Origin of the sequence: Microbacterium sp. NPDC076911 (genome assembly GCF_040687125.1) — a bacterium.
Taxonomy (GTDB): domain Bacteria; phylum Actinomycetota; class Actinomycetes; order Actinomycetales; family Microbacteriaceae; genus Microbacterium.
Genome location: NZ_JBFBMP010000011.1, coordinates 1 through 24967 on the forward strand (window position 1 = coordinate 1; position 24967 = coordinate 24967).

19 protein-coding genes are annotated in these 24967 nt (G+C 62.6%); 9 read left to right on the forward strand and 10 right to left on the reverse strand.

Annotation, left to right across the window (positions count from 1 at the left end; translation table 11 throughout):
- Positions 1-135: 135 nt before the first annotated feature.
- From AB0O81_RS13555 to AB0O81_RS13570, 4 genes are all read right to left on the reverse strand, one after another.
- Positions 136-1689 carry a sugar transferase gene (locus tag AB0O81_RS13555; protein ID WP_363585131.1) on the reverse strand — a complete coding sequence of 518 codons (1554 nt, stop codon included), beginning with the start codon at positions 1687-1689 and terminating at the stop codon, positions 136-138.
- Positions 1690-1867: 178 nt separating this feature from the next.
- Positions 1868-2806 (reverse strand): hypothetical protein, encoded by a 939-nt coding sequence (locus tag AB0O81_RS13560; RefSeq protein WP_363585133.1) that lies wholly within the window; start codon positions 2804-2806, stop codon positions 1868-1870.
- Positions 2806-4281, reverse strand: a complete 1476-nt coding sequence (locus AB0O81_RS13565; RefSeq protein ID WP_363585135.1) for a polysaccharide biosynthesis tyrosine autokinase — start codon at positions 4279-4281, stop codon at positions 2806-2808. The genes AB0O81_RS13560 and AB0O81_RS13565 overlap by 1 nt, the downstream gene beginning before the upstream one ends.
- Before the next feature lie 30 nt (positions 4282-4311).
- Positions 4312-4926 carry a low molecular weight phosphatase family protein gene (locus tag AB0O81_RS13570; protein ID WP_363585137.1) on the reverse strand — a complete coding sequence of 205 codons (615 nt, stop codon included), beginning with the start codon at positions 4924-4926 and terminating at the stop codon, positions 4312-4314.
- Between the two features lie 34 nt (positions 4927-4960).
- Here AB0O81_RS13570 and AB0O81_RS13575 point away from each other — a divergent pair, with 34 nt between their 5' ends.
- From AB0O81_RS13575 to AB0O81_RS13590, 4 genes are all read left to right on the forward strand, one after another.
- Positions 4961-5785, forward strand: coding sequence for a type II CAAX endopeptidase family protein (locus AB0O81_RS13575; protein WP_363585139.1), 825 nt, complete (start codon positions 4961-4963; stop codon positions 5783-5785).
- Between the two features lie 180 nt (positions 5786-5965).
- The gene (locus AB0O81_RS13580) at positions 5966-6538 is read left to right on the forward strand and encodes an LPXTG cell wall anchor domain-containing protein (RefSeq protein WP_363585141.1); all 573 of its coding nucleotides are present in this window, start codon (positions 5966-5968) and stop codon (positions 6536-6538) included.
- A gap of 35 nt (positions 6539-6573) precedes the next feature.
- The gene (locus AB0O81_RS13585) at positions 6574-7344 is read left to right on the forward strand and encodes a CPBP family intramembrane glutamic endopeptidase (protein ID WP_363585143.1); all 771 of its coding nucleotides are present in this window, start codon (positions 6574-6576) and stop codon (positions 7342-7344) included.
- Positions 7345-7448: 104 nt separating this feature from the next.
- Positions 7449-8051 (forward strand): hypothetical protein, encoded by a 603-nt coding sequence (locus tag AB0O81_RS13590; RefSeq protein ID WP_363585145.1) that lies wholly within the window; start codon positions 7449-7451, stop codon positions 8049-8051.
- On the opposite strand, the gene AB0O81_RS13595 is transcribed toward AB0O81_RS13590, so the two are convergent.
- Genes AB0O81_RS13595 through AB0O81_RS13605 form a run of 3 tightly spaced genes read right to left on the reverse strand, consistent with a single transcriptional unit; the run spans position 8038 to position 11955 of the window.
- Positions 8038-9234, reverse strand: coding sequence for a hypothetical protein (locus AB0O81_RS13595; protein ID WP_363585147.1), 1197 nt, complete (start codon positions 9232-9234; stop codon positions 8038-8040). The genes AB0O81_RS13590 and AB0O81_RS13595 overlap by 14 nt on opposite strands.
- Positions 9227-10867, reverse strand: coding sequence for an ATP-binding protein (locus AB0O81_RS13600; RefSeq protein WP_363585149.1), 1641 nt, complete (start codon positions 10865-10867; stop codon positions 9227-9229). Before AB0O81_RS13600 ends, AB0O81_RS13595 begins: the two co-directional genes overlap by 8 nt.
- On the reverse strand, positions 10867-11955 hold the full coding sequence (locus AB0O81_RS13605) for a hypothetical protein (RefSeq protein WP_363585151.1): 1089 nt from the start codon (positions 11953-11955) through the stop codon (positions 10867-10869). Before AB0O81_RS13605 ends, AB0O81_RS13600 begins: the two co-directional genes overlap by 1 nt.
- Before the next feature lie 210 nt (positions 11956-12165).
- Between AB0O81_RS13605 and AB0O81_RS13610 the strand changes: the two genes are divergently transcribed.
- Positions 12166-13671 (forward strand): glycosyltransferase, encoded by a 1506-nt coding sequence (locus AB0O81_RS13610; protein ID WP_363585153.1) that lies wholly within the window; start codon positions 12166-12168, stop codon positions 13669-13671.
- Here the strand turns inward: AB0O81_RS13610 and AB0O81_RS13615 are convergent.
- Both AB0O81_RS13615 and AB0O81_RS13620 read right to left on the reverse strand, forming a co-directional pair.
- Positions 13668-14636, reverse strand: a complete 969-nt coding sequence (locus tag AB0O81_RS13615) for a response regulator transcription factor (RefSeq protein ID WP_363585155.1) — start codon at positions 14634-14636, stop codon at positions 13668-13670. The genes AB0O81_RS13610 and AB0O81_RS13615 overlap by 4 nt on opposite strands.
- 104 nt (positions 14637-14740) lie before the next feature.
- Positions 14741-15697 carry a glycoside hydrolase family 6 protein gene (locus tag AB0O81_RS13620; RefSeq protein ID WP_363585157.1) on the reverse strand — a complete coding sequence of 319 codons (957 nt, stop codon included), beginning with the start codon at positions 15695-15697 and terminating at the stop codon, positions 14741-14743.
- Between the two features lie 196 nt (positions 15698-15893).
- On the opposite strand from AB0O81_RS13620, the gene rplM reads away from it, so the two are divergent.
- From rplM to glmM, 3 genes are read left to right on the forward strand one after another with little or no spacing between them, the layout of a single operon-like run.
- A complete protein-coding gene (rplM, locus tag AB0O81_RS13625) occupies positions 15894-16340 on the forward strand; it encodes a 50S ribosomal protein L13 (protein ID WP_337338466.1) in 447 nt (148 codons plus the stop codon).
- Between the two features lie 28 nt (positions 16341-16368).
- Positions 16369-16851 (forward strand): 30S ribosomal protein S9, encoded by a 483-nt coding sequence (rpsI, locus tag AB0O81_RS13630; protein ID WP_363585159.1) that lies wholly within the window; start codon positions 16369-16371, stop codon positions 16849-16851.
- Positions 16852-16858: 7 nt separating this feature from the next.
- Positions 16859-18217, forward strand: coding sequence for a phosphoglucosamine mutase (glmM, locus tag AB0O81_RS13635; RefSeq protein WP_363585161.1), 1359 nt, complete (start codon positions 16859-16861; stop codon positions 18215-18217).
- 152 nt (positions 18218-18369) lie between these two features.
- Here glmM and AB0O81_RS13640 read toward each other — a convergent pair whose 3' ends face one another.
- Positions 18370-19101, reverse strand: coding sequence for a hypothetical protein (locus AB0O81_RS13640; RefSeq protein WP_363585163.1), 732 nt, complete (start codon positions 19099-19101; stop codon positions 18370-18372).
- Positions 19102-19622: 521 nt separating this feature from the next.
- Here AB0O81_RS13640 and AB0O81_RS13645 point away from each other — a divergent pair.
- The coding region (locus AB0O81_RS13645) for an SdrD B-like domain-containing protein (protein ID WP_363585165.1) at positions 19623-24967 on the forward strand (5345 nt) is incomplete at its 3' end.

The window sequence follows — 24967 nt, forward strand, 5'->3', positions numbered from 1 at the left end:
ATCATCAAGGACAGGGGGGACCAATCATGCCGAGCCCGGCAGGCTGTCACCGCCCAGCATGCTCACCAAGCGGCTACGAAGAAAGTAACGGGGGGGGGGTAGCCTGGGTCAGCTTCTTTTACTTCGCAGGAAATGCTACGCGGACGTATGCCCCGGACGAAGAACGGCACCTACCGTTTTCGTCATGATGGCGACGTCGCCGAGGAGTGACCAGTTCTCCACGTAGGAAAGGTCGAGTCGCACCGACTCGTCCCACGACAATGATGATCGCCCACCGACCTGCCATGCGCCTGTGACGCCGGGCTTGACCAGGAAACGCCGGTGCACATGATCGGCATACATCGCCACCTCTGAGCTGAGCGGTGGGCGAGGGCCGACCAGCGACATTGAACCACCAATCACGTTGAACAATTGCGGTAGCTCATCGAGGCTGTACCGGCGCATGAAACGGCCGATCGGGGTGACCCGTGGGTCGTTGCGAATTTTGAATAGAACTTCGTTACCGGCGTCGCGGTCTACTTGCAGATCACCGAGCATTGCCTCGGCATTGACAACCATCGAGCGAAACTTCAGCATTGTGAATTCTTTGCCGCGCAGACCCACACGCTTTTGCCGAAACAGAATCGGGCCAGAACCCGACAGTCGCACGAGAAGTGCCAACACCAGCAGAACTGGGCTGATAATCACGACGCCGACAACTGTGGCGATCACATCGACTGCTCGCTTTAGAAAACGCTGGCCGCCGCTGAATCGCGGGGTCTCCACGTGCATGAGAGGAAGTCCAGAAACTGGACGAATATGAATACGCGGACCAGCGATATCGATAATACTTGGCGCCAGCACCAGGTGTTGTTTTCCGCCTTCGAGCCCCCATGAGATCTCTTTTACCTTCCGCGGCGGGAGATCATCGGTGCTTGTCACGGCTACGGTGTCGGCATTCGTGGCGACCATTGCTCTCTCGATGGCGTCCACATTGCCCATGATCGGAATATCGGTTCCCGCGATCGTGTCAGCTACTTTCCCGCTCGGGACGCATGCGCCGACGACTTGGTAGCCGGCGCTGACATTGCGGCTGAGTTCACTAGAGATGAGCGCGACAGATGACTCGGAGCCCACGAGTAGCACCCGCGCGGAGTAGTCGCCCATCGAGCGATGAGCTATTAGCCATTGACGCCATAGCCAGCGCTCGAGAATCAGAACCAGAACCCCGACCGGCAGCGCGATGAGAAGGTAGCCGCGCGCGATGTCGACCTGGAACAAGAATGCGAAGATCGCGAGAAATCCGAACAGGCGGAAACTGCCGGTCGCTACTCGCACGTACTCTGCGCTTCCTGCGCCGATGACGCGATAGTCGCGAGAGTCAGTGAAACGCAAGGCCCCGTGCCAGAGCAGTACGAGAACCGCGGAGACGATCCAGTAGGACAGTTCGGTGATGCGAACGTCATGGCGCATGGCCAGATCGGCGTTGCCCATGCCGAACCAAGCGATCTGCGTTCCGAAGACCACCCAGACGAGAACTAACAGGTCGGAGACATAGAGACGTAACGCGTAGCGCTTGCGCCAATCGCGGGTGGAAGCTGCAGCTGACCGGACGGTCGCGGCAGTCGTCGCACGGTCCACCGCACCAGACGATAACTTATCGGTTGAGAGCGACGTCGGTGTCGCGTCGATATCGAGATTCGACGTCACTTTTTGCTCCTGTAGATCCTGCCCCCTGAAAGAGGTTAGCAGGATGCTGGAGCCGCTCTTGACCAGATCGGAGCGCATTTCGTGGGCGCGTTTCGGCAATGTTAAGTTGCGCGAAAGGTACTGTTTCCAGAGAGCGTGACCCATCGCGACAGTTGCTGCGCGTCGTGCTAGCGGCGAACTAGCCGACGTTGATGGGTGAGTCGCCTGACCACAGTGTGTAACCCTCGGGTGAGTCGATGGTTAGCGCGGCGGGGATAGCAATATCTACGCCCGCGACGCACTCGCTCGGCTCGGTAGCAATTCCTTCGGCTGAGAATTTTGTCACTGACAGTCCGTCGCATGATTCAGTCACGTGCGCCACTGCGACGGTGCCTGATGAGGCGGCGACGGTGACGGGATTGTTGACATCGACGGCGAGCCAGTCAGCTGTACCGGTGTCGCTTGCGAGTGCGGCGTTATGCACGTAGACCGCGCCCTCACAGATCAGCGCAGTGTTTCCGCCCGCCGTGCGCAACACGCGAGGCTCGCCGCACGGCGCCTCGATCTCGACGCCAGCGAGCACCACGGTGCCTGGTGCTGCCGGTGAGATGTAGGTCGCGCTGGCCAACACCTCGGGATAGGGCTCCCAGAACTCGCCCTGGGTGAAGGTGCGGAGCGCCTGTGGCTCGCATTCCACGCCCACGAGGGCAACGGCTTCAGCCTGGCCGTCGGCGAAAGGCTCAAGAGAGAGGAGCTGACCGATTTCGCGGTAGGTCGGAGTGACATCAACCCAGGTCGCTCCTTCGTCGGTCGAGCGTTCAATCACCGGGGCGGTCGTTCCGCACTCACCAGCGATACCGCGCCACATCACGCCGGAATCGACGGCGAGAAAGCGCTCTTCGGCGGGCACGAACGCCGGCAGGGTTTGCGTGGTGGGGGAGGGTGACGCCGTTGCGGCGTCAGCATCCACCCCGAGAGTGAACGTCGGCACCGGGTTGACAGGCGCTGTCGCGGCCTCTGGTCTGGACTGGGTTAGCGCCATCATCGCAAGCGCGGCAACACCGACGGCGAGCACGATGACCGCGACAATCGCCGTGACCTGCGCGGCGCGGCTTCGGTGGTGCGTGCGCGCAGCCATCAGCCTTCTGCGCGGCTCGTGGCGCGCGTGGGGGTTTCGCCAGTGGCGGACTGAACCGGGGGAGCCGCGACGGGCGCAGAGCCCTTTTTGCCCTTGGCCTTCTTCTCGGGCTTCTGGTCGGTGTAGCCGTACCCATAGCCGTACCCGTAGGAGTAGTAGGAATCAGGGCCGCGCGTCGGCACCATCGACAGCACGACTCCGGCGATCTTCGCGTCGACGGTGTCGAGCGCATCAACAGCGCCAGAAAGTTGGTGCGTCGTGGTCGAGCCGGCAGAGACCACGACGATTGCGCCGCTGGTCGCACGCGCCAGAATCGCACCGTCAGTAACAGGGAGCAACGGGGGAGCGTCACACAGCACGACGTCGAAGTCACGCTCGAGCACATCGAGCAGCGTCTTCATCTGCGTTGAACCAAGCAGCTCGCTCGGGTTCGGCGGAATCTTGCCGGCCGGAAGCACATACATACTGCGCCCGCCCCACGGCAACATCACATCGCCGACACGAGCGCGACCGATCAGCACGTCCGTGAGGCCCGCGCCACCCTCAATACCGAGGTATTCGGCTACCTTGGGCTTGCGCAGGTCAGCGTCGAGCAGAGCAACACGCTTGCCGGCATCAGCGAGCGCGATCGCGAGGTTGATCGCTGTTGTCGACTTGCCCTCACTGGGCAGGCTTGAGGTGACGACAAAGCTTGAGCGCCCGCCCATGTCGAGAAACTGCAGGTTGGTGCGCAGAGCGCGGAACGACTCAGCCCGCGGGCTGAGTGGGTCGGCGTGCACGATGAGCGGTCGCGTCTTCGCCTTCGGGTCGAACGCAATCGCACCGATGATCGGGGTGTCGGTGACCGTCTCAACATCGCGCGACGAGCGGATGCGGGTGTCGAGAACGGCGCGCAGCACCGCGATGCCGACACCGGCGGCAAGACCGACCAAGAAGCCGAGCGCCAGGTTCAGCGGGACGTTGGGGCTCGACGGCGAAAGCGGTGGAATCGCGTCTTCAACTCGCGTCAAACTGACCGGGCTGGTGTCGCTGTCCGCGGGTGTCTCGATCGACTCAACTGCGCTCGTGAGGCTTGCCCCGAGCGCGTTCGCCACGTCAGCAGCCTGAATGGGATCCGCATCCGTCACGGTGATCGTGATCAGGCTGGTGTTCAGCGGGCTCGATGCCGAAACCTGGCCAGAAAGTTGGGCAGCGGTGACATCGAGACCAAGCTCAGCGATCACCGGGTTCATCACGATCGGCGTGGTGACGAGGTTGGTGTACGTCGTCACACGCGACTCGGTGAAGTTCGAGCCCTGCTGCAGCTCGCTGATCGTGACGCCCCCCTGTGACGACACGAAGACGGTGCTCTGCGCCTCATAGAGAGGAGTGCGGGTGAGGGAGTACGCGGCAGCGGCACCGACCCCCACGAGGGTCGCTACAACGATCAGCAACCAGCTCTTGCGCAGAATGCGCAGGTAGTCAGAGAGTTCCATGGTGCCTTTCGGTGCCGGTAAGTCTGGGGACTATCTTGCCACGACAGAATTCGGTGCCAGAGCCAGATTGATCGCAGCGACCACCGCATCGATCGCGGGAACGAGCTGATCGGCAGACAGTTCGTACGTCTTCCAGGATCGGCGGAAGGGGTCGATCACGTCGTCATCGGCGGGATCTTCGGGAGGTAGAGCCAGACCACGTTGCCCGGCAACAGTCGCAGCCATCGCGCGAACTCGCGCGGAAGCATCGGGCCCGGCGGCATCGGCGGCGGCGCGAATCTGTTCTGGCGACGTCGCCTCATAGAGCCGCGCGAACTCGCGCACGGTGAAGGTGGAGCGGAGCCGGGAGGGCGCGAGTTCGGCGATATCGCGGCGGTGCTCGCGCGTCATCGCCAGAATCAGGTCGGGGGAGTCGAGGTGCTTTTCGGTAAGGAAGCGGGAGCGATGGGCGGCAGCATCCGGTTCAGAAACACCACGCTCTGTCGCGAGCCGTTGCGCTTCTGCGGTCATCTCTGCCGCGGGCAAGCCGCGAGTGCCCGCGCTCGTGACTCGCGGCGAAAACGCGGCAAGCCGAGTGCGCAGCAGTTGTTCTGCCAGGGGGGAGCGGCAGATGTTTCCCGTACAGACCGTCAAGATCTCATACACGGCGGAACCTTTCGAAGATCGGTAGGTTGGGCGGGTGCCAGATCACTCTATCGACGTCGAGCAGCCCCTCACGCGCGCCGAACTTCGCGCGCAGGGCGGCGCTGCCGGTGCAGACGCCGCGGCAATGGGCGGCGACTTTCGCCGCGCGGCGCGCACCGACTGGCGCGAGGGTGGTCGCTCGGTGCGCCGCTGGCGCGAAACCACGCTCGCCGTTGCGTTCCTCTGTCTCGGATTCTTTGCGCTCGGTGCCGCCGCTGTCGACACGCTCGTTGACGCGCCCTGGGCGCCGCTGTTGTCGGCGGTGCTGCTGTGGACCGGCATGGCCGTGCCAATCGTGTGGGCCTTCAGCCGCTCTCGGCCGGCCGGACTGCTGCGCTTTCGCGCGGTCGACCTTCTCTATGCAGTGGTGCTGGGGATTGCGTTGCGCGTCGCCGCCGGCTGGATTGAAGTGGCGCTCGGCGGCAGCGGGACTTTTCCGCGCTACACGACTCTGGACGGTTCGCTGGGCAGCCAGTGGCTGGTGACCGATCTGCTGGGCCCGGTGCTCATTGCACCCGTGCTCGAAGAGTTCTTCTTTCGCGCGGTGCTATTGGTCAGCGTCTACACGGTGCTGCGTCGACCGGTCGGTCGGGTCGCGGCCGCGGTGACCGCCGTGATCGCGAGCAGCGCCATCTTTATGATCGTGCACGCTTTCACCGCAGACTTCGGCACTGGCGCCATTCTGTCGATCGGGTTGGTCGGGTTGGTGTGCTCGCTGCTGGTGATGCTCACCGGTCGCATTTGGGCAGCAGTGCTCGTGCACGCTGTCTTCAACGGTAGTTTCGTGGTTCTCGCGCTTATTGGCACTTTCTGGACTTGATCTGCATATTCGAGCTCGGCTGGCGATGCGGGCTTAACTCCAAAACGTAATAATCTGGAAACCTGCACGATTGGCAATGGTCAGGGGTTTCTCTGTACAGTTACACAGGAGATCCCCAAGGTCTCGAATCGCCGCAGTCATCCCGCGCCGCCTCGGTTTTACTGATCCTATGGAGCACATATGAAAAAGTCACTCACCGCGCTGGCAATCGCCGGCGCCCTCGTCTTCTCAGGCGCCGCCGCAACCTCGGCTGCCGCTTACACCCCCTCGACTGACTACGGCGCAAGCACGTCAATCATCGTGCCTGGCTCGCCGGTAACGTTCACCTTCAGTGACCTCGCCGCGTTCGAGGGCCTGACGCTTTCGTTCTTCCTCACCGGTGAAGGCGCCAGCGGCGCCACGCTCGCGTCGATGGTCTTCACGTCGACCACGTCGGCCGGTGTCGACAAGGTCGTTTCGGGCGGCTCCGTCGCCGTGACGGTCACCGTCGCCACCGAGGGTTCATACACGCTCACAGGTTATGACTCTGAAGGCAATGCAGTTGCTAGCGCATCGTTCGCGACCTCGAGCTCGACCTCGACCTCGACCTCGAGCTCGACCTCTGGCTCGACGACCGATGGCTCGGACTCGTTGCCCGCAACGGGTGGCGAAGCATCGCTCGCCGTTGTTTGGCTCGGCGCTGGCGCACTCGGCCTCGGCGGCATCGCCGTTGCAGCCGGTGTAGCACGTCGCCGTTCGGCCTCGCAGGTCTGAACATAACGCACCGTCAAGAAACCCCGGGCACTCTGGTGCCCGGGGTTTCTCGCGTTCCCGGGGCAGATGCCAGCGTTGCGGCTCGCGTTGCGTATGTGCGGCCGGGGCTCGCGCTGGCGATCGCGGTGGGCGGGTTTGCGCTGACCGCGGTGCTGATCGCATGGTGGCCCTCAGTGCGGCTGCGATGGCTGGCCGATACCTCTCTTATAGCGATCGCCGACGTGGTGGTGCTGAGCACGCCGATGATCGTTGCCGTGCTGGTCGCGGGGCGGGTTGCAGCATCCACTCTCTTGAAAGCCCTTGGCCTGCGTCAATGGCGCGCGCTTGACCTTGCTAGCGGGGCCGCCATCGCTTTGGCAGCGCGCGCGGCGGTAGAGATCGTTGCACCGACCGTGCCGGGCTCGTCGGGGCTGTTTGGCGGCGGGCCGCTCGGCGCGCCCGTGAACGTGCTCGCCGTGATCGTAGGGGTAGCAACGGCAGTGCTGATCTCGCCCGTGGTTGAAGAGCTCTTCTTTCGCGGGCTGCTGCAGCGATCGCTCGGCGACCTGCTTGGCTCTGGAGGTGCGCCCGCTGGCGGTGTGTTCGCTGGTGTTGTGGTCGTTGCAATTTCAACCCTGAGCTTCGTTGCGATTCACGCGATCGGGCCGATTCTCGCGGGCACGGCGGTGCCGGTGGGAACACTCGTCGGCACGACTGCGGTCGGACTCGGGTGCGGCACACTCGTGTTCATCACCGGGCGACTGGGCGGAGCGCTTTGCGCGCACATACTCTTTAATACACTCGGCATGGCCCTGCTGCTCGCCTGAACGTGCGGGCTCGTCAACGGGCCCGACCATTGCACGTCTACTATGGCCAAGAGAAACATCCAGGCTGTGACCCCCAAACCTCCCCACCGATCAAGGGCCCGCATATGACTCGCACGACCCGCTCCACCGTTCGAACCGCCGCCGTGTTGGCGGCGCTCACGCTCGGACTGACCGGATGCAGCTCGTTCACACCACCTTGGTCTGAAAGCACAGCTACCCCCACCCCGACTCCCACGGCCACCGCCGAGCAGCCCGTGCCCAACGACATTTCGTCAGGCTCCACCGCGCGCGAAATGGTTGCCGGTCCGCTCGACGTCAGCATCGACTACTGGTCGACGCTGTCGATGGATCAGTGGACGGCAGGGGTACTGAAGCCCGTTTCGGTGTCGCTGACAACCGAGATCACCCCCGACGACGGCCAATCGGTCTATTTGCAGCGCGCCACAATGATCGCAACACCAGCGTCGGCAACCGAGACCTTCGACCCCCTCAGCGCGCAGGTCGACTCGGCCACGACCACGCCCGGCTATCTGGTGATCGACCCCTACAGCTATACGCAAACCTTCATGGTGGCGGCAGTACCCGAGGGCGCGACCTATGTGACATTGCAGTTCACCTATGAGTTCTTGGTGCAGTCGACGCCGACCTCGAGCGATTATGCGAAGCAGACGGCGTCAGAGACGCTGACGGTCGCTATTGCGCCGTAGCTGAGGGCTGTATCGCCGTCGGCGCCGTAGCGGTAGTCGGTTCGCTGTCGCGCGCGGGCAAGCGCACCCAACGGTCGCCGCCGAGACGCTGCGCCTCTAGTACGGCGTCGTGCGCAAGCTTCGTGAGATCGTCGTAGGTGTCTTTGCCCACGATCACTGGCACAATGCCAGCGCTCGCAGAGACGCGCACGTTGGCGATGCCCGACACTTCCGTTGACAGACGGTTGATCACGTTGCGCACTCGCTCGCGAGTCGACGCGGCCGACTCGGCCACCAGAATCTGCACTCGGCCGGGAGCCACACGGCACAGGTCAGCCTCAGCCCGCAGCTCTTCGGTTATGATTGTGCCGAAAGTGCTGAGAAGCGCGCGGAACGACCACGCGTTGCTCGCATCACGCAGGTCGTCGAGGTCGTCGAGACACAACTCGATGTAGGTCCAGTCGGTCTCATTTCGCCGCGCGGCGCGCACCAGACGCTCACGGGCCACACCACGCATGAGCGGTTCGGGCATGAAAGCGTCGAGCGCCTCGAGAATGTCCTGCGCGCCAGGGCGCCGGTTGGCGTAGAAGAGAAGGGTCACCGTCGCTGTGATCAAGAATATGGTCGAGCTCATCACGCTGATGCGGGTAAACAGAAAGTCGCCGAGCTCAATGAGCGTGTCGCCGGTAATCAGCGGAAGGAAGAACCCGACGGCTGCAAGGGCAAAGACCAGCAGAGATGCTGCCACGAGAGGCGGCGTGTAGAGCGAGCCGCGGGTCTCGCCCCGCATCGCTTCGACGGCTACCGCCACGACCGCGATACCCGTGGCGAAGAACGCCGCGCGAAAGACGAATGGGTTGATCGGCAGTTGGGCCGTCGCCGTCAACGCGAAAAACGTCAGCAGCGCCTGCGCTGGCCCAGCCCAGGCATAGGGGCGCTTTCGGTGCAGCGCGCGCAAACCCGACCACAGCAACAGCGGCATGCCGCAGCCGAAGGCCTGGCCCACGGGCAAGACAGCGGTTTCGATTCCTAAAGCAGCGCCCGCATATGAGGCATAGACGCCGAGCAGCGTGAAGAAAAACCCGAGTGTCCACAGCATGGTGGCGCGCCCAGGGCGGCCGACCAAGCCGAGCCACGTCATCAGGATCACGCAGGTGGTGACCACCGTGGTCTGCGCGATCGCATATCCGCCAGCCTCAAGCATGCTGCGCACCTGCCTCAACGTCGGCAGGCGCCGGAGTCAGCGTTGCCGTCATCGTCGTGCCACGCATGGGCGCGCTCTCGATCTCAAGTGTGCCGTTGTGCTGCTCAATAAGTGACTTCACGATGCCCATACCCAACCCGGTGCCCTGCACCTCGCTCGTGACAGCTCCCGGTGCCCGGTAGTAGGGGTCGTAGATGTGCTCGACTTCTTCGGCGGTCATGCCCGAGCCCGTGTCGCTGATGCTGAGTGACACCTCGTCGTCAGTGGCCGTTACATACAGCATCACCTTGCCGCCCTTCGGGGTGTATTTGATGGCGTTGCTGAGCAGGTTGTCGACCAGTTGGCGCAAGCGGAAAGCATCGCCCATCACGAACGTCGTCGCGGACGGGTACCACTCGACAGCGACTGACTTTGACCCCGCCATCGGCTCGAACGAGTCGACCGACTGCGTGATGACCTTGGAAAGATCGGTGGGCACCATGACCAGCTCGTCTTTCTGGGCGGTGGCACCAGATTGCAGAATTGCCTCAGACAGCGTCAGCATGCGCTGGCCCGCCATGCTGATCTCGTTGACCTGCTTGTGCGCGCGCGCCGGAAGCTCTTCGTCATCGAGCAGCAACTCAGAGAATCCGAGAACCGTTGTCAGGGGGTTTCGCAGCTCATGCGAAATGCGCGCCGTCAGCGTTTGCCGCAGGTTTTCGGCGCGCAGCATCGCGGTGATGTCATGGGCGATCAGCAAAGCGCCGTTCGGGGCGTTCGAGCCGTCATCGCTCGGCACCGAGCGCGCCGTGAGCGAGAGTGCGTGCCATACGCCCGTCGCGGTGAACAGCCAGGTGCGGGCGTCGTCGAACTGCTCGCCGCGCATCGCGCGCTGCAGCGGGCGATTGCCCGCAGGCACGGGTGCGCCTCGCAATGCGTCGTATTCGACCGACGAGGGCGGGGCCGTCAGGTCTGACGCACGAATGCCATACAGCGAGCGGTAGGTGTCGTTGAACTCATCCACCTCACCGCTGGCAGAGATTCGCGCGATACCCACGTCGATCGTCTCGATCATCTGCGAGGCATTGTGTTCTTGCCGTCTCGCCTGCGCCAACGCCTCGTTGAGCTTGCTTGCTTCGCGCACCAGCAATCTCTTGAATGCTCTGGTCTGCTGCGATGCGTGACGGGTGCTGATGGCGATGAACGTCAGTGTGAGGGTGACAATGCTCACGCGGAGAGCGGCGGGCGCGCTGCCGGGGGAGCTGAGCTCGCTCATCGCCACGATAACGGCGATAGTGACGAGCGACGAGGTGATCGCGATCGCCCCGTAGTGGCTCGCGATCCAGATCACCGGAAACGCCCACAGATAGGCCAGGTCAATGGTGGTCTGTGCCGACATCGTTCCCACGGCGATGATGTCAAGAAAGGGGATGCTGAGCGCAGCCCACGACGGCAGCAAGCTCCACGGCACGATCAGCGCCAAAGCGGTGATAATCACCATCGCTGAGACGCCCACCGAAAACGTCCACTTTTGCATCGTCTCGGGTTCGATCGCCTGCACCAGAAGCACAATGACGACCACCACCACGGCTAGCAACAACTGCGATAGCCAGATGGAGTTGGTGCGAGACTCAAGACGTTGGGGCTCGGTCACTATCGCGCTCTCTCAGAAGACATGGCACGACGAGCGGTAGCTCGAGACTGCCGGGCGAAGCGCCGCAACTCTGCAGACGAGGAAAAAGACGCACTCTCGACCAAAAGGTCAGGCGGTCGGGTGGGTGCGGAGGGCGGCATCAATTCAGCGTAGGACTTTTGCAGACGCTCGCGAATCGTGTCGACATCGAGCGTGCTGCCAAAGTGCAAAACAATAAGCGTGTTCGGCGCCACCCGCCCGATGATCGCGCCCGTGGGCATGGCGTCGAGGGTCGCCTTTGTCGCCGCGCGAGTGATGGTCAGCGCCCAGGGCCGGCCGAACGCGATGCGGTGCAGTCGGGCGTCGGGGATCGAGATGCCGATGGTGGTGACGCGCGGGCTCATCGCCAGCAGAGCTTCCATCCAGTCAGTCAGGGCGTGGGCGTTGACGATGCGCGTCGCGTCGTCAGGGTTGGCGCCCCGAACGATGAGGATCATGCCAGCGGCGACCACCGCGACGGCGATCGCAGCGACCACCGTTGATTGCTCCCGGCTCAGGAGCAGTTGCACGTAGTAGTCGTCGGCACCGACAAAGGGGGGTACCGCAAGGCGCGCGGCGCAGTAGACGCCGTAGACAGCGATCGTGATGCCTACCAGTAGGGCACCGGCCCGTGGCAGGCTTTCTTGCCCCTGCACGCACGCCGCCGCCGCGATGAAGCTGAAGAGCGCGAGAGCGACCAGCTTGGCGTCGTAGCCAGCTAGGGGAGAGCCATAGACCGTCAGAGCGCCGATGCCGAGCGAGATCAGCAAGAACCACATCGCCCAGGTGTGCTTGTTTCCCGCAGCGCGGCGCATAGCGGCAGCGAGCAAACCGACAGCCAACGGCATGGTCACGTCGCCGACTACCAGCGGGAACAGATTTTGCGTGTTCTCATCGGCCATGGCGTAGGCGAGACTCGACAGCGTTGCCGAAGTGCCAGCGAGCAGAGCGAGCGTTGAAACGCTCACCCATGATGAGCCAACCGGGCGCGCGCCACGTTCAGAAATGATGACGAGGGCCACTGCGGCGCAACAAGCAGCGGTGAGTGCGATCGTGTAGATCGTGACCATCGACGCCCCCGCGCGGTCTCTATTGGCGCCCGAGCCGACGCGCCTTGAGGAAACCTTGGGGGTTTGTTGGGGGCGTATCGGCGAAAAACGAATGCTACGTGCACGTCAGCATAGCAAGATCGTGATCAGCGGCAATTTCTGCGGCGACACACTTCTCTGAAAAACTAGCGTCCCCAAGCCGCTAGCCTCCCCACACCGAAAGATCACGTCATGACTGACAACATCACCACGAATGCGGTTGCTCCTAAGAACGAGCTGGCGCTGCGTTCGCGATCCAGCTCACGCCACACGGCGCCACCGCCACCGCCGGTTGAACCAGACGATCACGCCTTTCCCGAAGACTTCTCGTCAGTCTTCGACCACGCGTCGACCCAGCGATCAACCATCGGCTGCGTGATCCCGGCATATAACGAAGAAGAGTCAATCGCCGAGGTGATCGAGGGCCTGCTGTCGCAGACCCGCGTTCCCGACGTGATCCACGTCGTGGTCAACAACACCAGCGACAGCACCGTCGCCATCGCGGCGAAGTACGCGGGGCCCCACGAGGTTTCGACGCCCCTCGGCGAGCAGTTCACCGAAGTGTTCGTGCATGACATCGGAAAGAACCCCGACAAGAAGGTCGGTGCGCTCAACTACGGCTATGCGCTCGTCGAGGGCTACGACTACCTCCTTGGCGTTGACGGTGACACCATCGCCGAGATCCACGCGGTGGAGAACCTTGAAACCGAGATCATCGCAGACACCCGCATCGGCGGCATCTCAGCGATCTACAGCATCGATAACTCGAAGTTCAAAGGCCTCGCGTCGTTTCTGATCACCGGTCAGCGCTCGCAGTTCGCGGCGTTCAACCTGCAGAACCTGCTGCGCGGTCGCAACATGGCCGTGCTCGGTGGTCAGTTCTCGTTGTTCGCGACCCAGGCGCTGCGTGAAGTCATGGTCGAAAACCGCCAGTCGACGCCGTGGGTGAAAGACAGTGAGGTCGAAGACTCACTGCTCTCATTGCAGATCAAGAGCGCTGGATACCTCACAAAGATCAGCCCCGTCTCGCGCGCAGACGTGGGTGGCATGACCACGCTTCGGGGCCTCGACGCTCAGCAGGTGAAGTGGACGTATGGCGCCATCGAGCTGATGTGGCCGGGGCAGCGCGGCGACACCAAGGGTCAGCCGTTTCACCCGAACCTGCGCATCCGCTGGTTCGAGAACCTCGGCATGCTCACGAACATCTTCGTTCGCTTCGCCTTCGCGCTGCTGCTCGCCGGCTCGCTCTCGCTGAACGCCTTCGTCTTCTCGCCGATCTGGCTGATTCCCGTAGCCGTCGCAATCTTGCTCAACCTGCGCATGGCGATGACGATGTACTCCCGCACTTACAAAGACATTCTCTTCGCACTGCTGTTTGTGCCCGCCGAGATGTATATGTGGATCAGAATGGCGCACTTCATTCGCGCGTGGACCCGATTCTTGTCGAAGAAGAAGGTCGACAACTGGGCGATGCAAGCGAAGGCAGAAAAAGGCTCGGGTGGACTCGGGCACTGGATGCCGTTCTTTATCGCCATTGCAGCGCTGGCCGCCGTCGCTGCGGTGTGGCTGATGCTCGGCCCGGCTGCGCAGTCGGCCATATTGTGGATCGGCTGGCCGATCGTTGGAGTCGTCACGGTGCTGCAGACGCTGCAGATGTTCCTGCGACTGATCCGCCGCCAGCACGGCTACAAGGTCTAAGCGCCCGGTTCGTCGTCGCGCCGCGACGCTGCCTGTTCGGCCGTGAGCCGATAGCCGACGCCCCGCACGGTCTCGATGTATCGAGGCTGTGTGGGGCTGTCGCCGATTTTGCGCCGCAGGTTGGTCATATGTGCTTCGATGGCCCGTTTGTCAGCATCGCCCACGAAATATGACGTGACATACGACTCGCCGCGCAACAGCAGGGTGAGGTCTGCTTTGCTGCGCACGCGGCGACGCGAGTGAAGCAGCGCAGCCAGCAGATCGAACTCGGTGCGAGTGAGATCAATCTCTCGGTTGTCGATCAACACGATGCGGCTATCGATGTCGAGCTGCAGATTGCGGTGCGTGAGCCAGTCGCCCTCGTCAAGATGCGCGTTGCTGGTGCCAGCTGCTGGCGATTCGCCGCCCTCCCAGACGGGCTCGGCGGAGTCTTCGGCGATCACCCATTCGGCGTTCTCGCCAGGCGTCGGAGCGGCAGCGCGAGCCGGTGGGGGTGGCGTTGCCGGCGCGGTGCGGGCTGACGGAAACGACGGACCGGCCGTCTCTTGCGTGCGAATCGAGGGCTGCTGCGCCGTGAGCGTTGCCCGGGGGCGACGCATCAGCGCCTCCACCCGCGCGCGAAACTCCCGGGGGCGAAACGGTTTGATCAGATACTCGTCAGCGCCCGCGGTGAGGCCCATAACGATGTCTGCCTCATCACCGAGGCCGGAGATCATGATGATGTGCGTTTCGCTTTGCTCGCGAATGCGTCGGGCGGCTTCGATGCCATCCATGCCGGGCATGTTCACATCAAGCGTTGTGATCATCGGCTTGTACGAAAGCACAGCGCGAATGCCGTCAATACCGTTTCCGACCGAGACGGTGGAGAACCCTGCGGCCTCGAGCACCTCACTTAACAGGTGGCGCAAGCCGGGATCATCTTCGATGATCACGGCCGTGCGGGTTTCGGAGGGAACTTCGGTCATTCGCGGGGTCCTATCTCACCGTGGGGATCGGCAGAGTTTTCGAGAAACATGACAGTTGTTCGATGTTGAATTGTCGCACAGACCAGGAACTGTCTGGTGCGCCATCATCGAATGGCCTGGCGGGTCAGCTCAATGGCAGCCGCTGGCCACCAGTCGCCAGCGGGCGGTCCGCCGTTGCAGGTGCCGTCGCTTTCGCCCGGCGGCTTCACCCACAAATTCGTGTCGACGACGTCGTCGCTGTAGGTCGCAGGCGCTTCGCCGATGAGTCGGTTGGGCGGGTTGCACCACTTTCCCGTCGATCCCGCTCCGCTTCGCGAGGTATCGACCACAGCGTGTGCCCCATCCAAGAGTTCTGAAAGCTCGGCGGCGTAGAGCGCCTCTTTGGCGAGGCTGTTGTAGTTAGAGACATTCGTGGCGAATCCGCGCACGCTATCGCCGTCGATCTGACTGATCATGGCCGCCATCTCAGAGGCGGGCAGCCAATTGGAATGCCCCCCGTCGACGTAGAGCCAAACGTTCTCGCCGATGAGCACGTCGGCCGCGTCGCTCAGCTGCTCGATGCGCTCGGCAACATTTCCGCATTCGGGGGCCAGAGCCAGCGAATCAGGTTCGAGCACGATGATGGTCTTCACATCGGGAGCATCAGCCAGAGCGAGAGCGATTTCTTCGGTCCACAGCACATAGTCGTCGGGATCAAGCCCGCCCGCCGAATACTGACCGCAATCGCGCTCGGGCAGACCGTAGATCACCAGGGTGGCGGCAGCATCCGCCCGTTTTGCTTCGTCGAGCAGATCTGAGGTGAGTTCACGCACCGACTCGAGCGGATAACTCTCGGGCGTGAGCCACACCGCGGTGGGAACATCGGCAAGATAAGTGGCAGCCGCAACCGCATCGCGGTCGCTTTCAACCAAAGATGCCGTTCGCGCTTTGCTCTCTTCGGCGACCATGAGCGCATCGCCGGGCGAAGGTGGTGAAGCCTCAGACAAGCTGGCCACGCTGATGCCCACTCCGATCATCACCACAAGCACAGCGGCGATCGCAGCGCCGATGATGACGCTCATGCGCGGTCGTCGCTCGCGTCGCGGTTTGGCGGTGGCGTGCATATAGCGTAAGCTCTCCCTTTGGTGCCTGTGTCTTGCTGGCCAGGTGCCGCGAACGTGAGCCCTCCACTGGTGCGTTTACCCTCGTGCTTCGAGCGTAAACCCCCCGGAGTGGGATTCACGAACCTCTCCGTTCGATCAAGAAAGCAGCACTACTGTGACGCGCACTTATACCCCCAAGGCTGGCGAGATCCAGCGCGAATGGCTCATCATTGATGCACAGGACATCATTCTGGGCCGTCTCGCATCGCACGCCGCCACGCTTCTGCGTGGAAAGCACAAGCCCACCTTCGCAAACCACGTTGACACCGGCGACTTCGTCATCATCATCAACGCGGAGAAGGTCGCAATGTCGGGCCAGAAGCTCGAGCAGAAGAAGGCGTACCGCCACTCGGGTTACCCGGGCGGCCTTTCGTCGGTCACCTACGGTGAGCTTCTCGAGAAGAACCCGGTTCGCGCTGTGGAGAAGGCCGTTCGCGGCATGCTCCCCAAGAACAGCATCGGGCGCCAGCAGCTGACGAAGCTGAAGGTCTACCGCGGTGCTGAGCACCCTCACGCGGCTCAGCTGCCGAAGACGTACACCCTCGACCAGGTCGCCCAGTAAGCGCCGAAGACTGACTAAGGACTAACTCGTGGCGAAGATCGAAGAAACCACCGACACCAACTACTCGACCGAGACCCCGGTTGACGAGACTGCAGAAGCTGTTGCAGCACGCCCCGTGCTCAGCGTTCCTGGTGCAGCCGTCGGCCGTCGCAAGCAGGCTATTGCCCGCGTGCGCATCGTTCCCGGTTCGGGCACCATCACCGTCAACGGCCGCACGTTCGAAGACTACTTTCCGAACAAGCTCCACCAGCAGCTGATCAACGACCCGTTCACGGTTCTGCAGCTCACCGGCTCGTATGACGTCATCGCACGCATCTCGGGTGGTGGCCCCTCGGGTCAGGCCGGCGCATTGCGTCTCGGCATCGCCCGTTCGCTGAACGGAATTGACGAAGAGAACAACCGCGCCACCCTGAAGAAGGCTGGCTTCCTCTCTCGTGATGCACGCGTCAAGGAGCGTAAGAAGGCTGGACTCAAGAAGGCGCGTAAGGCTCCTCAGTACTCGAAGCGCTAAACGTTCGATGCCGCTTTTTGGCACGGACGGCGTAAGGGGGCTGGCCAACGGCCCCCTTACCGCCGAACTTGCGCTTTCCCTGGCCCAGGCGACTGCCGTCGTCCTGGGCCAGGGTCGTACCGCCGAGGCGCGCCGAGCGGAAGGCAAACGCCTCACCGCGGTCGTTGCGCGCGATCCCCGAATCTCGGGCGAGTTTCTCTCTGCCGCTGTCGCCGCAGGCCTCGCCTCATCAGGTGTCGATGTGTTGGATGCTGGTGTCTTACCGACGCCCGCCACCGCATACCTGATCGCAGACATCGACGCCGACTTCGGCGTGATGGTCTCTGCCTCGCACAACCCCGCCCCCGACAACGGCATCAAGATTTTCGCCAGCGGCGGTGTGAAGCTCCCCGACGTGGTTGAGCAGCGCATCGAAGCCGCCATGGCCGCTGACAAGCTGCAGCCCACCGGTGCAGCAGTCGGCCGCATCCGTCGCTTCGCCGACGCAGAAGACCGCTACGTCGTGCACCTGCTCGCATCGCTGCCGCACAGCCTTGACGGGCTGCACGTTGTGCTTGACTGCGCGCACGGCGCAGCATCCGGAGTATCGCCTGAAACCTTCCGCGACGCGGGAGCGCGCGTGACGGTGATCGGTGCCGACCCCGACGGACTCAACATCAATGACGGCGTGGGTTCTACTTATCTCGACGTGCTGTCTGAAGCCGTTGTCGGCGCCGGTGCCGATGTGGGCATCGCCCATGACGGTGACGCAGACCGCTGCTTGGCCGTTGACGCGGCAGGAAACATCGTTGACGGTGACCAGATCATGGCGATTCTCGCTGTCGCAATGAAAGAGCGCGGCGCGCTCGTCGAAGACACGCTCGTCACCACGGTGATGAGCAATCTGGGACTGCACCGCGCGATGCAGGCTCACGGAATTCGCGTGGAGACAACCGCGGTCGGTGACCGCTATGTGCTCGAGCGCATGAACGAAGGCAGCTACTCGCTTGGCGGTGAGCAGTCGGGACACGTCATCATGAGCGAGTTCGCCACCACCGGTGATGGTCTGCTCACTGGTCTTCACCTGGTTGCAGAAATGGCACGCACGGGCAAGACGATGGCGGAGCTCGCCTCGGTCATGACGGTCTTTCCGCAGGTGCTCATCAACGTGCGCGGCGTAGACCGCGAGGGAGTCAGCACCGACGAGATCGTGCAAGACGCCGTCGCCCGTGCGACCGCGCGTCTCGGTCTTTCCGGTCGCGTGCTGCTGCGTGCGTCGGGCACTGAGCCTCTGGTGCGCGTGATGGTCGAGGCTGAATCGGCTGAAGCCGCCGCCGAGATCGCCGAAGGCCTCGCCGCCATCGTTGCAGACCGCCTCGCGCTCTAGCCGCAACGCGCGCGAGCGCCGCATCGCGGTTCTCGCTCAGGCGCGCCGCTGTGGCGTGCTGCTGCGGTGCACTGGTGCGGTTGCGGCGTAGAGCGGCAACGACGAAGGGCACGCTCTCAGTCGAGAACGTGCCCTTCGGCTATTGCGCTAGATCAGGCGCGGCGCTTGCGAGTGGTAGGAAGCATCGATCCGCCGGCGAACAGTCCGACAGCAGCCAACGCGCCAACGGGCAAGAGCCATGCGTTGTCACCACCGGTCGCGGGCAGTACGCCGCTGGTCGGCGTTGGCGTTGCGGTGGGCGTCACCGATGACGTCGGCGTCGGAGTCACCGTCGGGCTCACAGTCGGCGTCGGCGTGACGGTCGGGCTCACTGTCGGAGTCGGAGTCGGAGTCGGCGTCGGAGTCGGCGTCGGCGTCGGCGTCGGTGTGGGCGGCGGCGTCGGTGTGGGCGTCGGCGTGGGGCAGCCGATCACGGTCACTGCGGCGTTTGGATACGTCACCAGTCCCGAAGTCCATTCGGGATCACCCTGCGGGCTGGTCCCGGCGTAGGCGATGGCGCTTACCGATTCGAGCTCGTCGCAGTCATAGCCCTGCAGGGTTGTGTTGTAGTTCCAGATCTCGCCAGCATCGTAATACCGCGGACCAAAGTCATAAGGGGTGCCGTTCGGCGCGTTTACTGTCGCCCAGCCGTAGACGCCCTGATCAGACGTGTTCTGCGTGTGGACGCTGACGCCGACTGAACCCGAGTTGGAGAAGTCAAGGGTCACGGTGGCGACACCGCTGACGTCATCGATGCCGGCGGCGAAAGCCGGAGCAGCGATAAGTCCGCCTACGCCGAGTGCAAGAGCGGCGGCCGCGGCAGTGTACTTCGCACGAGTCTTCATTCAATCTCCCCAAAGATCACTACGGAGATACTCGTGACCAGCCCGTAGGACTGCGCGACAGGGCGCATCACGATGGCGTCATCGCCCTCTCCTGTGAGACACGCCAACAGATTCACCTCTGGCAGCGCGAGATAAGTCCTGGTGGCCGCTTGCTGGCGCCTGATTCGGGCAAGCGCGATGCTTCGTCGGCAGAAGCAGCGCAAACGAACTGCGTCAGAGCAGACAGTTGTGACCGAATGCGCGCGGGTCGATTCCTCAGGATTAGCTAAAGATTCGCGCTGATTAAGCACAATGCGCAACGTACATGCCCGTATCGGGCTCAATACACCCCTGTACGTCGTACTTGATTTGCAATTTGCGCAGTTTGCCTACAGCCTGTGAGGGATGGGTGAACTATGCCATCACCTGATGGGAGCGCTCTCTTTTTTGCCGCGCGGGGCGGCGAGAGCTCTCTACCGTCGAGTCGTCTGCTTCTGAACGCGAGCGACTTGATTCTGCAAGACCAACAAAGGGGAGTCTGCGTGCGCAATCAACGCAACCAGCACACATCTGCATTTCGAAAGGTCGTCGCCACGAGCGCGGCCGCTGCACTGGCTGTGACAGGCATTGCTGTGGGAACGGCCGCGCCCGCGGCCGCCGCCACCGGCGCCGTCAGCGGTGTTGCCTACCGCGACTTCAACGGAAATGGTGAGCGCGACGTGTTCTCGCCCGAAGAGGGTAAACAGACCGACGTCGGCATTGCCGGCGTGACCGTTGTCGCATATGACGTTTACGGCACGGAGCTCGACAGCACCACCACCGCCAGCGATGGTGCGTACACGCTCAACACGTCTGCTGTCGACGATGACACCGCCGTACGGGTCGAGTTCACCGAACTCCCCGATGGATACGCCCCCTCGTTCGCAGGGGAGAACAACGGAACCACCGTTCAGATGACAGTGGCAGGCGCCGAAGACGTCGACCTGCTCGTCAACCACCCTGACGACTTCGCGCAGGCGAACGCGCCTACATTCACCGCGATTCAAATCGCGGGCGCTTTTGACGAATCGTCGGATGAGCCTGCCATCGTCGGGCTGCCGTGGGGTGCGAGCGAGAATACGGCGCCAAGCTACCCCGAGCGCACCACGATCGCTGACATCGGCGATGTCGGCTCAATCTGGGGCCTCGCGTTCAACCAGAACGCCAACGAGCTCTACGCAGCGGCAACCTACAAGCGGCAGTCAGGTCTGGGCTCACTGGGCCTCGACGGCATCTACCGCGTGTCGAACGTTCTCGACGACACGGGCGCGATGACTGGTGCAACCACCGTCGGCGAATTGATCGAGCTGGACGACGACCTCGGTATTGACGTGGGCACAGCGCTCACAGATGCAGAGCGTGGTCTCGGAGAAGCTGGCGACCCGGCGGCAGATGTTGACGCATTTGCCAATGCTGGCAAGGTCGGCATCGGTGGAATCGCCGTCACGCCCGACAACGACGCGCTCGTTGTGGTCAACCTCTACGACCGCAACCTCTATGTGCTCGATGTCACCTCGGCCACGCCGACGCTGGCAGCGACGGTTGATTTCGCAGACACTCTCGAAGAGAACCAGCAGCCCTGGGCGGTCTCGATCTATCGCGGAGACGTTTACGTCGGCTACGTGGACACCGGCGCTGCGCCGGGTGTTTCAGCCGCAGAAGCAGAGCTCAACGCCTATGTCGTCTCGGCCCCGCTAGAAGACGTGCTTGCCGGTGGCGCCCCCGACTGGACCACGGTGCTCACCGCCGACCTCGGCTACACCAAGGGCAACTCCACATCGAGCTGGGGTGGCGGCTCAAGCTGGCCGACCACTGAGCCGCAGGTGACGCGCTGGAACACCTGGACCGATCAGTGGACATGGGATGCCGCAGACCCGAACAACTCGGTCGCCGACAAGTCCGTTGGACTCGAGAGCGGCTTTGGCGACACTCACATCTACCCGCAGGCAATCCTGAGCGGGCTCGCGTTCGACACCGAGGGCTATCTGAATCTCGGCTTCAGCGACCGCACCGCTCTTCAGGCCGGAAACCGCAACTATCCAGCGATCGAGAACGTCACCGGCGAGTATTTTCAGACAATCTCGAGCGGTGACCTGCTCGTTGCCGCGCCAAGCGAAGACGGCACGTACGTTCTCGAAAACGACGGCGTCGTGGGCGATCGCGTTGCGGCAGTCGGTGACGAAGAAGGTCCCGGCGGCGAGGAGTTCTACGACGACGGTCAAAACCTCGGTTCTGGCAGGTACCACAAGGACGCTGCTCTCGGCGCTGTCGTGACGTATCCGGGTGTCGCTGAAGTGCAGTCGACCCTGTATGACCCGCTCTCTGCGGTTCGTCTTGCGGGTGTCGCCTGGTTCGACACCACCGACGGCAGCGCCGATCGCGGCTATGAGCACACCGCCGACGATGGTTCAGAGCAGACCTCCGCCACCTTCCAAAAGGGTGGCGGCCTCGGCGGCCTCGCTATCGCGTTGCTGCCGCCTCCGGTCGAGGTCGGAGACCGCGTGTGGTTCGACGCTGACCAGAACGGCCGTCAAGACGCCGACGAGCCCTCAATCGCTGGCGCTCCGGTGTCGATCTACCGCGCAGACGTAGACGGCAACCCCACCGGGGACGAGCTTGCCAGCACTACGACCGACGAGTTCGGTGAGTACTACTTCAACAGCGAGCTGTGGGCCGACCGTTTCACTGAACCGACGGCCGAGCTTGTCGTCGTCTTCGGCAGCCTGCCGGACGGCGATGACGTCGACTTTGCCTGGGGTGATGTTCCGGTCATCGACTCCTTCAGCGACTTGACCTGGGGCGAGCTCAGCTTCACCGGCAAGAGCACCGCAGCAGCGACGACCTTGGATGACTCGAACGCCGACACCACCACCGGCTACGCACCGGTGAGTGTGCTCGGCGCAGGTCTCAACGACCACACGATCGATGCCGGCTTCGTCTCTGATGTGACGATCGAGGTCGCCAAGGAACTGTCAGAAGACAGCGCCTCGGCAGCATCCGGTCAGACGTTTGAGATCTCAGTGACTGTTGCGGACTTCCGCGGCGACGCACTGCCCGACAGCCCGTATGTGTTCGACATCGCCGCTGACGGCTCGAGTGATTTCAGCATTCCCGCATTTGGAACGATCACCGGTGTGACCGAGACCAACGGCGACGACTTTGACTTCGCCGTCGACACCGAGCTGCCGATCGCGGCCGTCGATGGTCTTGACATCACGGTGACCAACACGATCACCACCTATGCCGTAGGCGACTATGTGTGGATCGACGAAGACCGTGACGGTCTGCAAGACGACGGCGAGGCATCGCTTAGCGACGTTATCGTGCGACTGCTTGACGGCGAAGGCAACCCGGTGCTCGACGCCGATGATGAGCCTCTCGTGACGACGACCGACGAAGATGGTTTCTACATCTTCGACGACCTCGTCGCGGGTGATTACCAGGTGGAGTTCGAGCTGACTGAAAAACAGTCGCAGAGCTACATCTTCACCCTGCCCGAGGTGGCCAACGTCACCGACAACTCTGACGCGACGCCCACCGAAGACGACCGCTTCGTTGGCCGCAGCGCCGTGTTCACGCTCGACGCCGACAACGAGCAGCTCGTGCCATCTGCCGACTACACCTCGATTGTCAACGCAACCGGTGGAATCGACCCGACCTGGGATGCCGGTGTGATCACCCGCACCTACGCCGTGGGCGACTATGTCTGGCTTGACAACGACCGCGATGGATCGCAGGGCGAGAACGAAGAGCCGGTCGCCGGAGTTTCGGTGGCGTTGCTCGATGGCGACGGCGAGCCTGTGCTCGGCGCTGACGGTGAGCCGCTGATCGCGGTCACCGACGACGAGGGTCGCTACTTGTTCGACGAGCTCGAAGCGGGCGACTACCAGGTGCAGTTCACGCTGACCGAACAGCAAGAGCAGACCTACCGTTTCACCACTCAAGACGCTGACGGTGTGGCCGATGGCAACGACAGTGACCCTGTCGTCACCACTGGTCTGACCGAGGTGTTCACCCTCGACCACGAGAGCGTTCTTGTGCCGGCGGCAACGTACGAGTTCGGTGAGGTTCTTGCGACTGAGGGTATTGATCCGACGTGGGATGCGGGTTTGTTCTCGAAGACCTACGCGGTGGGTGATTATGTGTGGATCGATGAGGACCGTGATGGTGTGCAGGATGCTGAAGAGCTCGTGCTTGAAGGTGTCACGGTGAATCTTTATGGTGTGGGCACTGAGGTGCTTATGACGACCACGACCGATGAGAATGGTTTGTACGTTTTCGATGCGTTGGCGCCGGGTAATTACCGGGTTGAGTTCGTGTTGACGAGCGATCAGGCTGCGATTTACACGTTCACGACCGATGTGGCTGGTGACGACGTCACCGTGGATTCGGATGCTGACGATACGGCTGGTGACAGCTTCGGTTTCACCTCGACGTTCACGCTTGGTGATGACAACGAGCAGTTGGTTGCTAGTGCTGCGTATGTTGATGCTGACCTGGTTGCTACGGAGGGTATTGACCCGACGTGGGATGCCGGAGTGGTTCGTAAGAAGGTCTCGGTAGGTGACTACGTGTGGCTGGATGTGGATCGTGATGGTGTGCAGGGAACCAGTGATGCGGAGATGCCCATCGAGGGTGTGAAGCTCGTCTTGACTGGACCTGACGGCGAAAGTGTTGTGGACATTGAGGGCAACGAGGCTATGCCGGTGTTCACTGACGAGAACGGTTTCTATGAGTTCGTGAATCTGCCGGCGTTGCCTGAGGGCGAGTCATACACGGTCACGATCGATCAGGAAGATGCATCCACGATCGACGCGTTGACCGAGTTGCGTCCGACGGTGACGGGTGCGGGAGATACGGCCACGGACTCCAGTGAGTGGACGGCAGCTTCTGGCGACCTCACCGACAACGGGGATCGTGACAGCACGCTTGATTTCGGTTTCGTGCCGCGTACGTACGCGATCGGTGATGTGGTGTGGATTGACACGAACCGTGATGGTGCGCAGACCGATGGTGAAGAGCCGTTGGCTGGTGTGACGGTGACGTTGCTTGACGCGAATGGTGTGCCGGTTGAGGGTGTGGATTCGGTTGTGACCGATGAGAACGGTTTGTATCTGTTCGATGTGGTCAAGCCGGGCGAGTACCGTGTGGAGTTCACGTTGACCGAACAGCAGCAGGCGCTTTACACGTTCACGGAATATGAAGCAGCAGTGGGCGGCGCTGAGGGCGATTCGAACGCAGACGCGACGGGCCGTTCGGCGGTGATCACTGTGGGTGAAGGATCAGCTGCGCTTGATCCTGAGTACGCGGATCAGCAGTTCGTTGCGACGGAGGGTGTTGACCCGACGTGGGATGCCGGAGTGGTTCGTAAGCAGGTCTCGGTAGGTGACTACGTGTGGCTGGATGTGGACCGTGACGGTGTGCAGGGAACCAGTGATGCGGAAACCCCCATTGAGGGTGTGAAGTTGGTGCTGACTGGTCCTGACGGCAACCCGGTTGTTGACATTGCGGGCAACGAGGTTGCGCCGGTGTTCACTGACGAGAACGGTTTCTATGAGTTCGTGAACCTGCCAGCGTTGCCTGAGGGCGAGTCATACACGGTCACGATCGATCAGGAAGACGCCTCCACGATTGACGCGTTGACCGAGCTTCGTCCGACCATCACAGGAGCGGGCGACCCGGCCACGGACTCGAGTGAGTGGACGGCAGCGTCTGGTGATCTCACCGACAACGGCGACCGTGATTCGACGCTCGATTTCGGTTTCATGCCGCGTACCTACGCGATCGGTGACATCGTGTGGATCGACGCGAACAGCGATGGTGAACAAGACAGTGACGAGCACACCCT

Excerpts from the sequence above, each read along its gene's own strand:
- AB0O81_RS13580 (WP_363585141.1), top strand. The coding sequence starts at position 5,966 with ATGAAAAAGTCACTCACCGCGCTGGCAATCGCCGGCGCCCTCGTCTTC.
- AB0O81_RS13605 (WP_363585151.1), bottom strand. The coding sequence starts at position 11,955 with ATGGTCACGATCTACACGATCGCACTCACCGCTGCTTGTTGCGCCGCA.
- AB0O81_RS13565 (WP_363585135.1), bottom strand. The coding sequence starts at position 4,281 with ATGGAACTCTCTGACTACCTGCGCATTCTGCGCAAGAGCTGGTTGCTG.
- AB0O81_RS13610 (WP_363585153.1), top strand. The coding sequence starts at position 12,166 with ATGACTGACAACATCACCACGAATGCGGTTGCTCCTAAGAACGAGCTG.
- AB0O81_RS13620 (WP_363585157.1), bottom strand. The coding sequence starts at position 15,697 with ATGAGCGTCATCATCGGCGCTGCGATCGCCGCTGTGCTTGTGGTGATG.
- AB0O81_RS13640 (WP_363585163.1), bottom strand. The coding sequence starts at position 19,101 with ATGAAGACTCGTGCGAAGTACACTGCCGCGGCCGCCGCTCTTGCACTC.
- AB0O81_RS13590 (WP_363585145.1), top strand. The coding sequence starts at position 7,449 with ATGACTCGCACGACCCGCTCCACCGTTCGAACCGCCGCCGTGTTGGCG.
- AB0O81_RS13615 (WP_363585155.1), bottom strand. The coding sequence starts at position 14,636 with ATGACCGAAGTTCCCTCCGAAACCCGCACGGCCGTGATCATCGAAGAT.
- AB0O81_RS13595 (WP_363585147.1), bottom strand. The coding sequence starts at position 9,234 with ATGCTTGAGGCTGGCGGATATGCGATCGCGCAGACCACGGTGGTCACC.
- AB0O81_RS13560 (WP_363585133.1), bottom strand. The coding sequence starts at position 2,806 with ATGGCTGCGCGCACGCACCACCGAAGCCGCGCCGCGCAGGTCACGGCG.
- glmM (WP_363585161.1), top strand. The coding sequence starts at position 16,859 with ATGCCGCTTTTTGGCACGGACGGCGTAAGGGGGCTGGCCAACGGCCCC.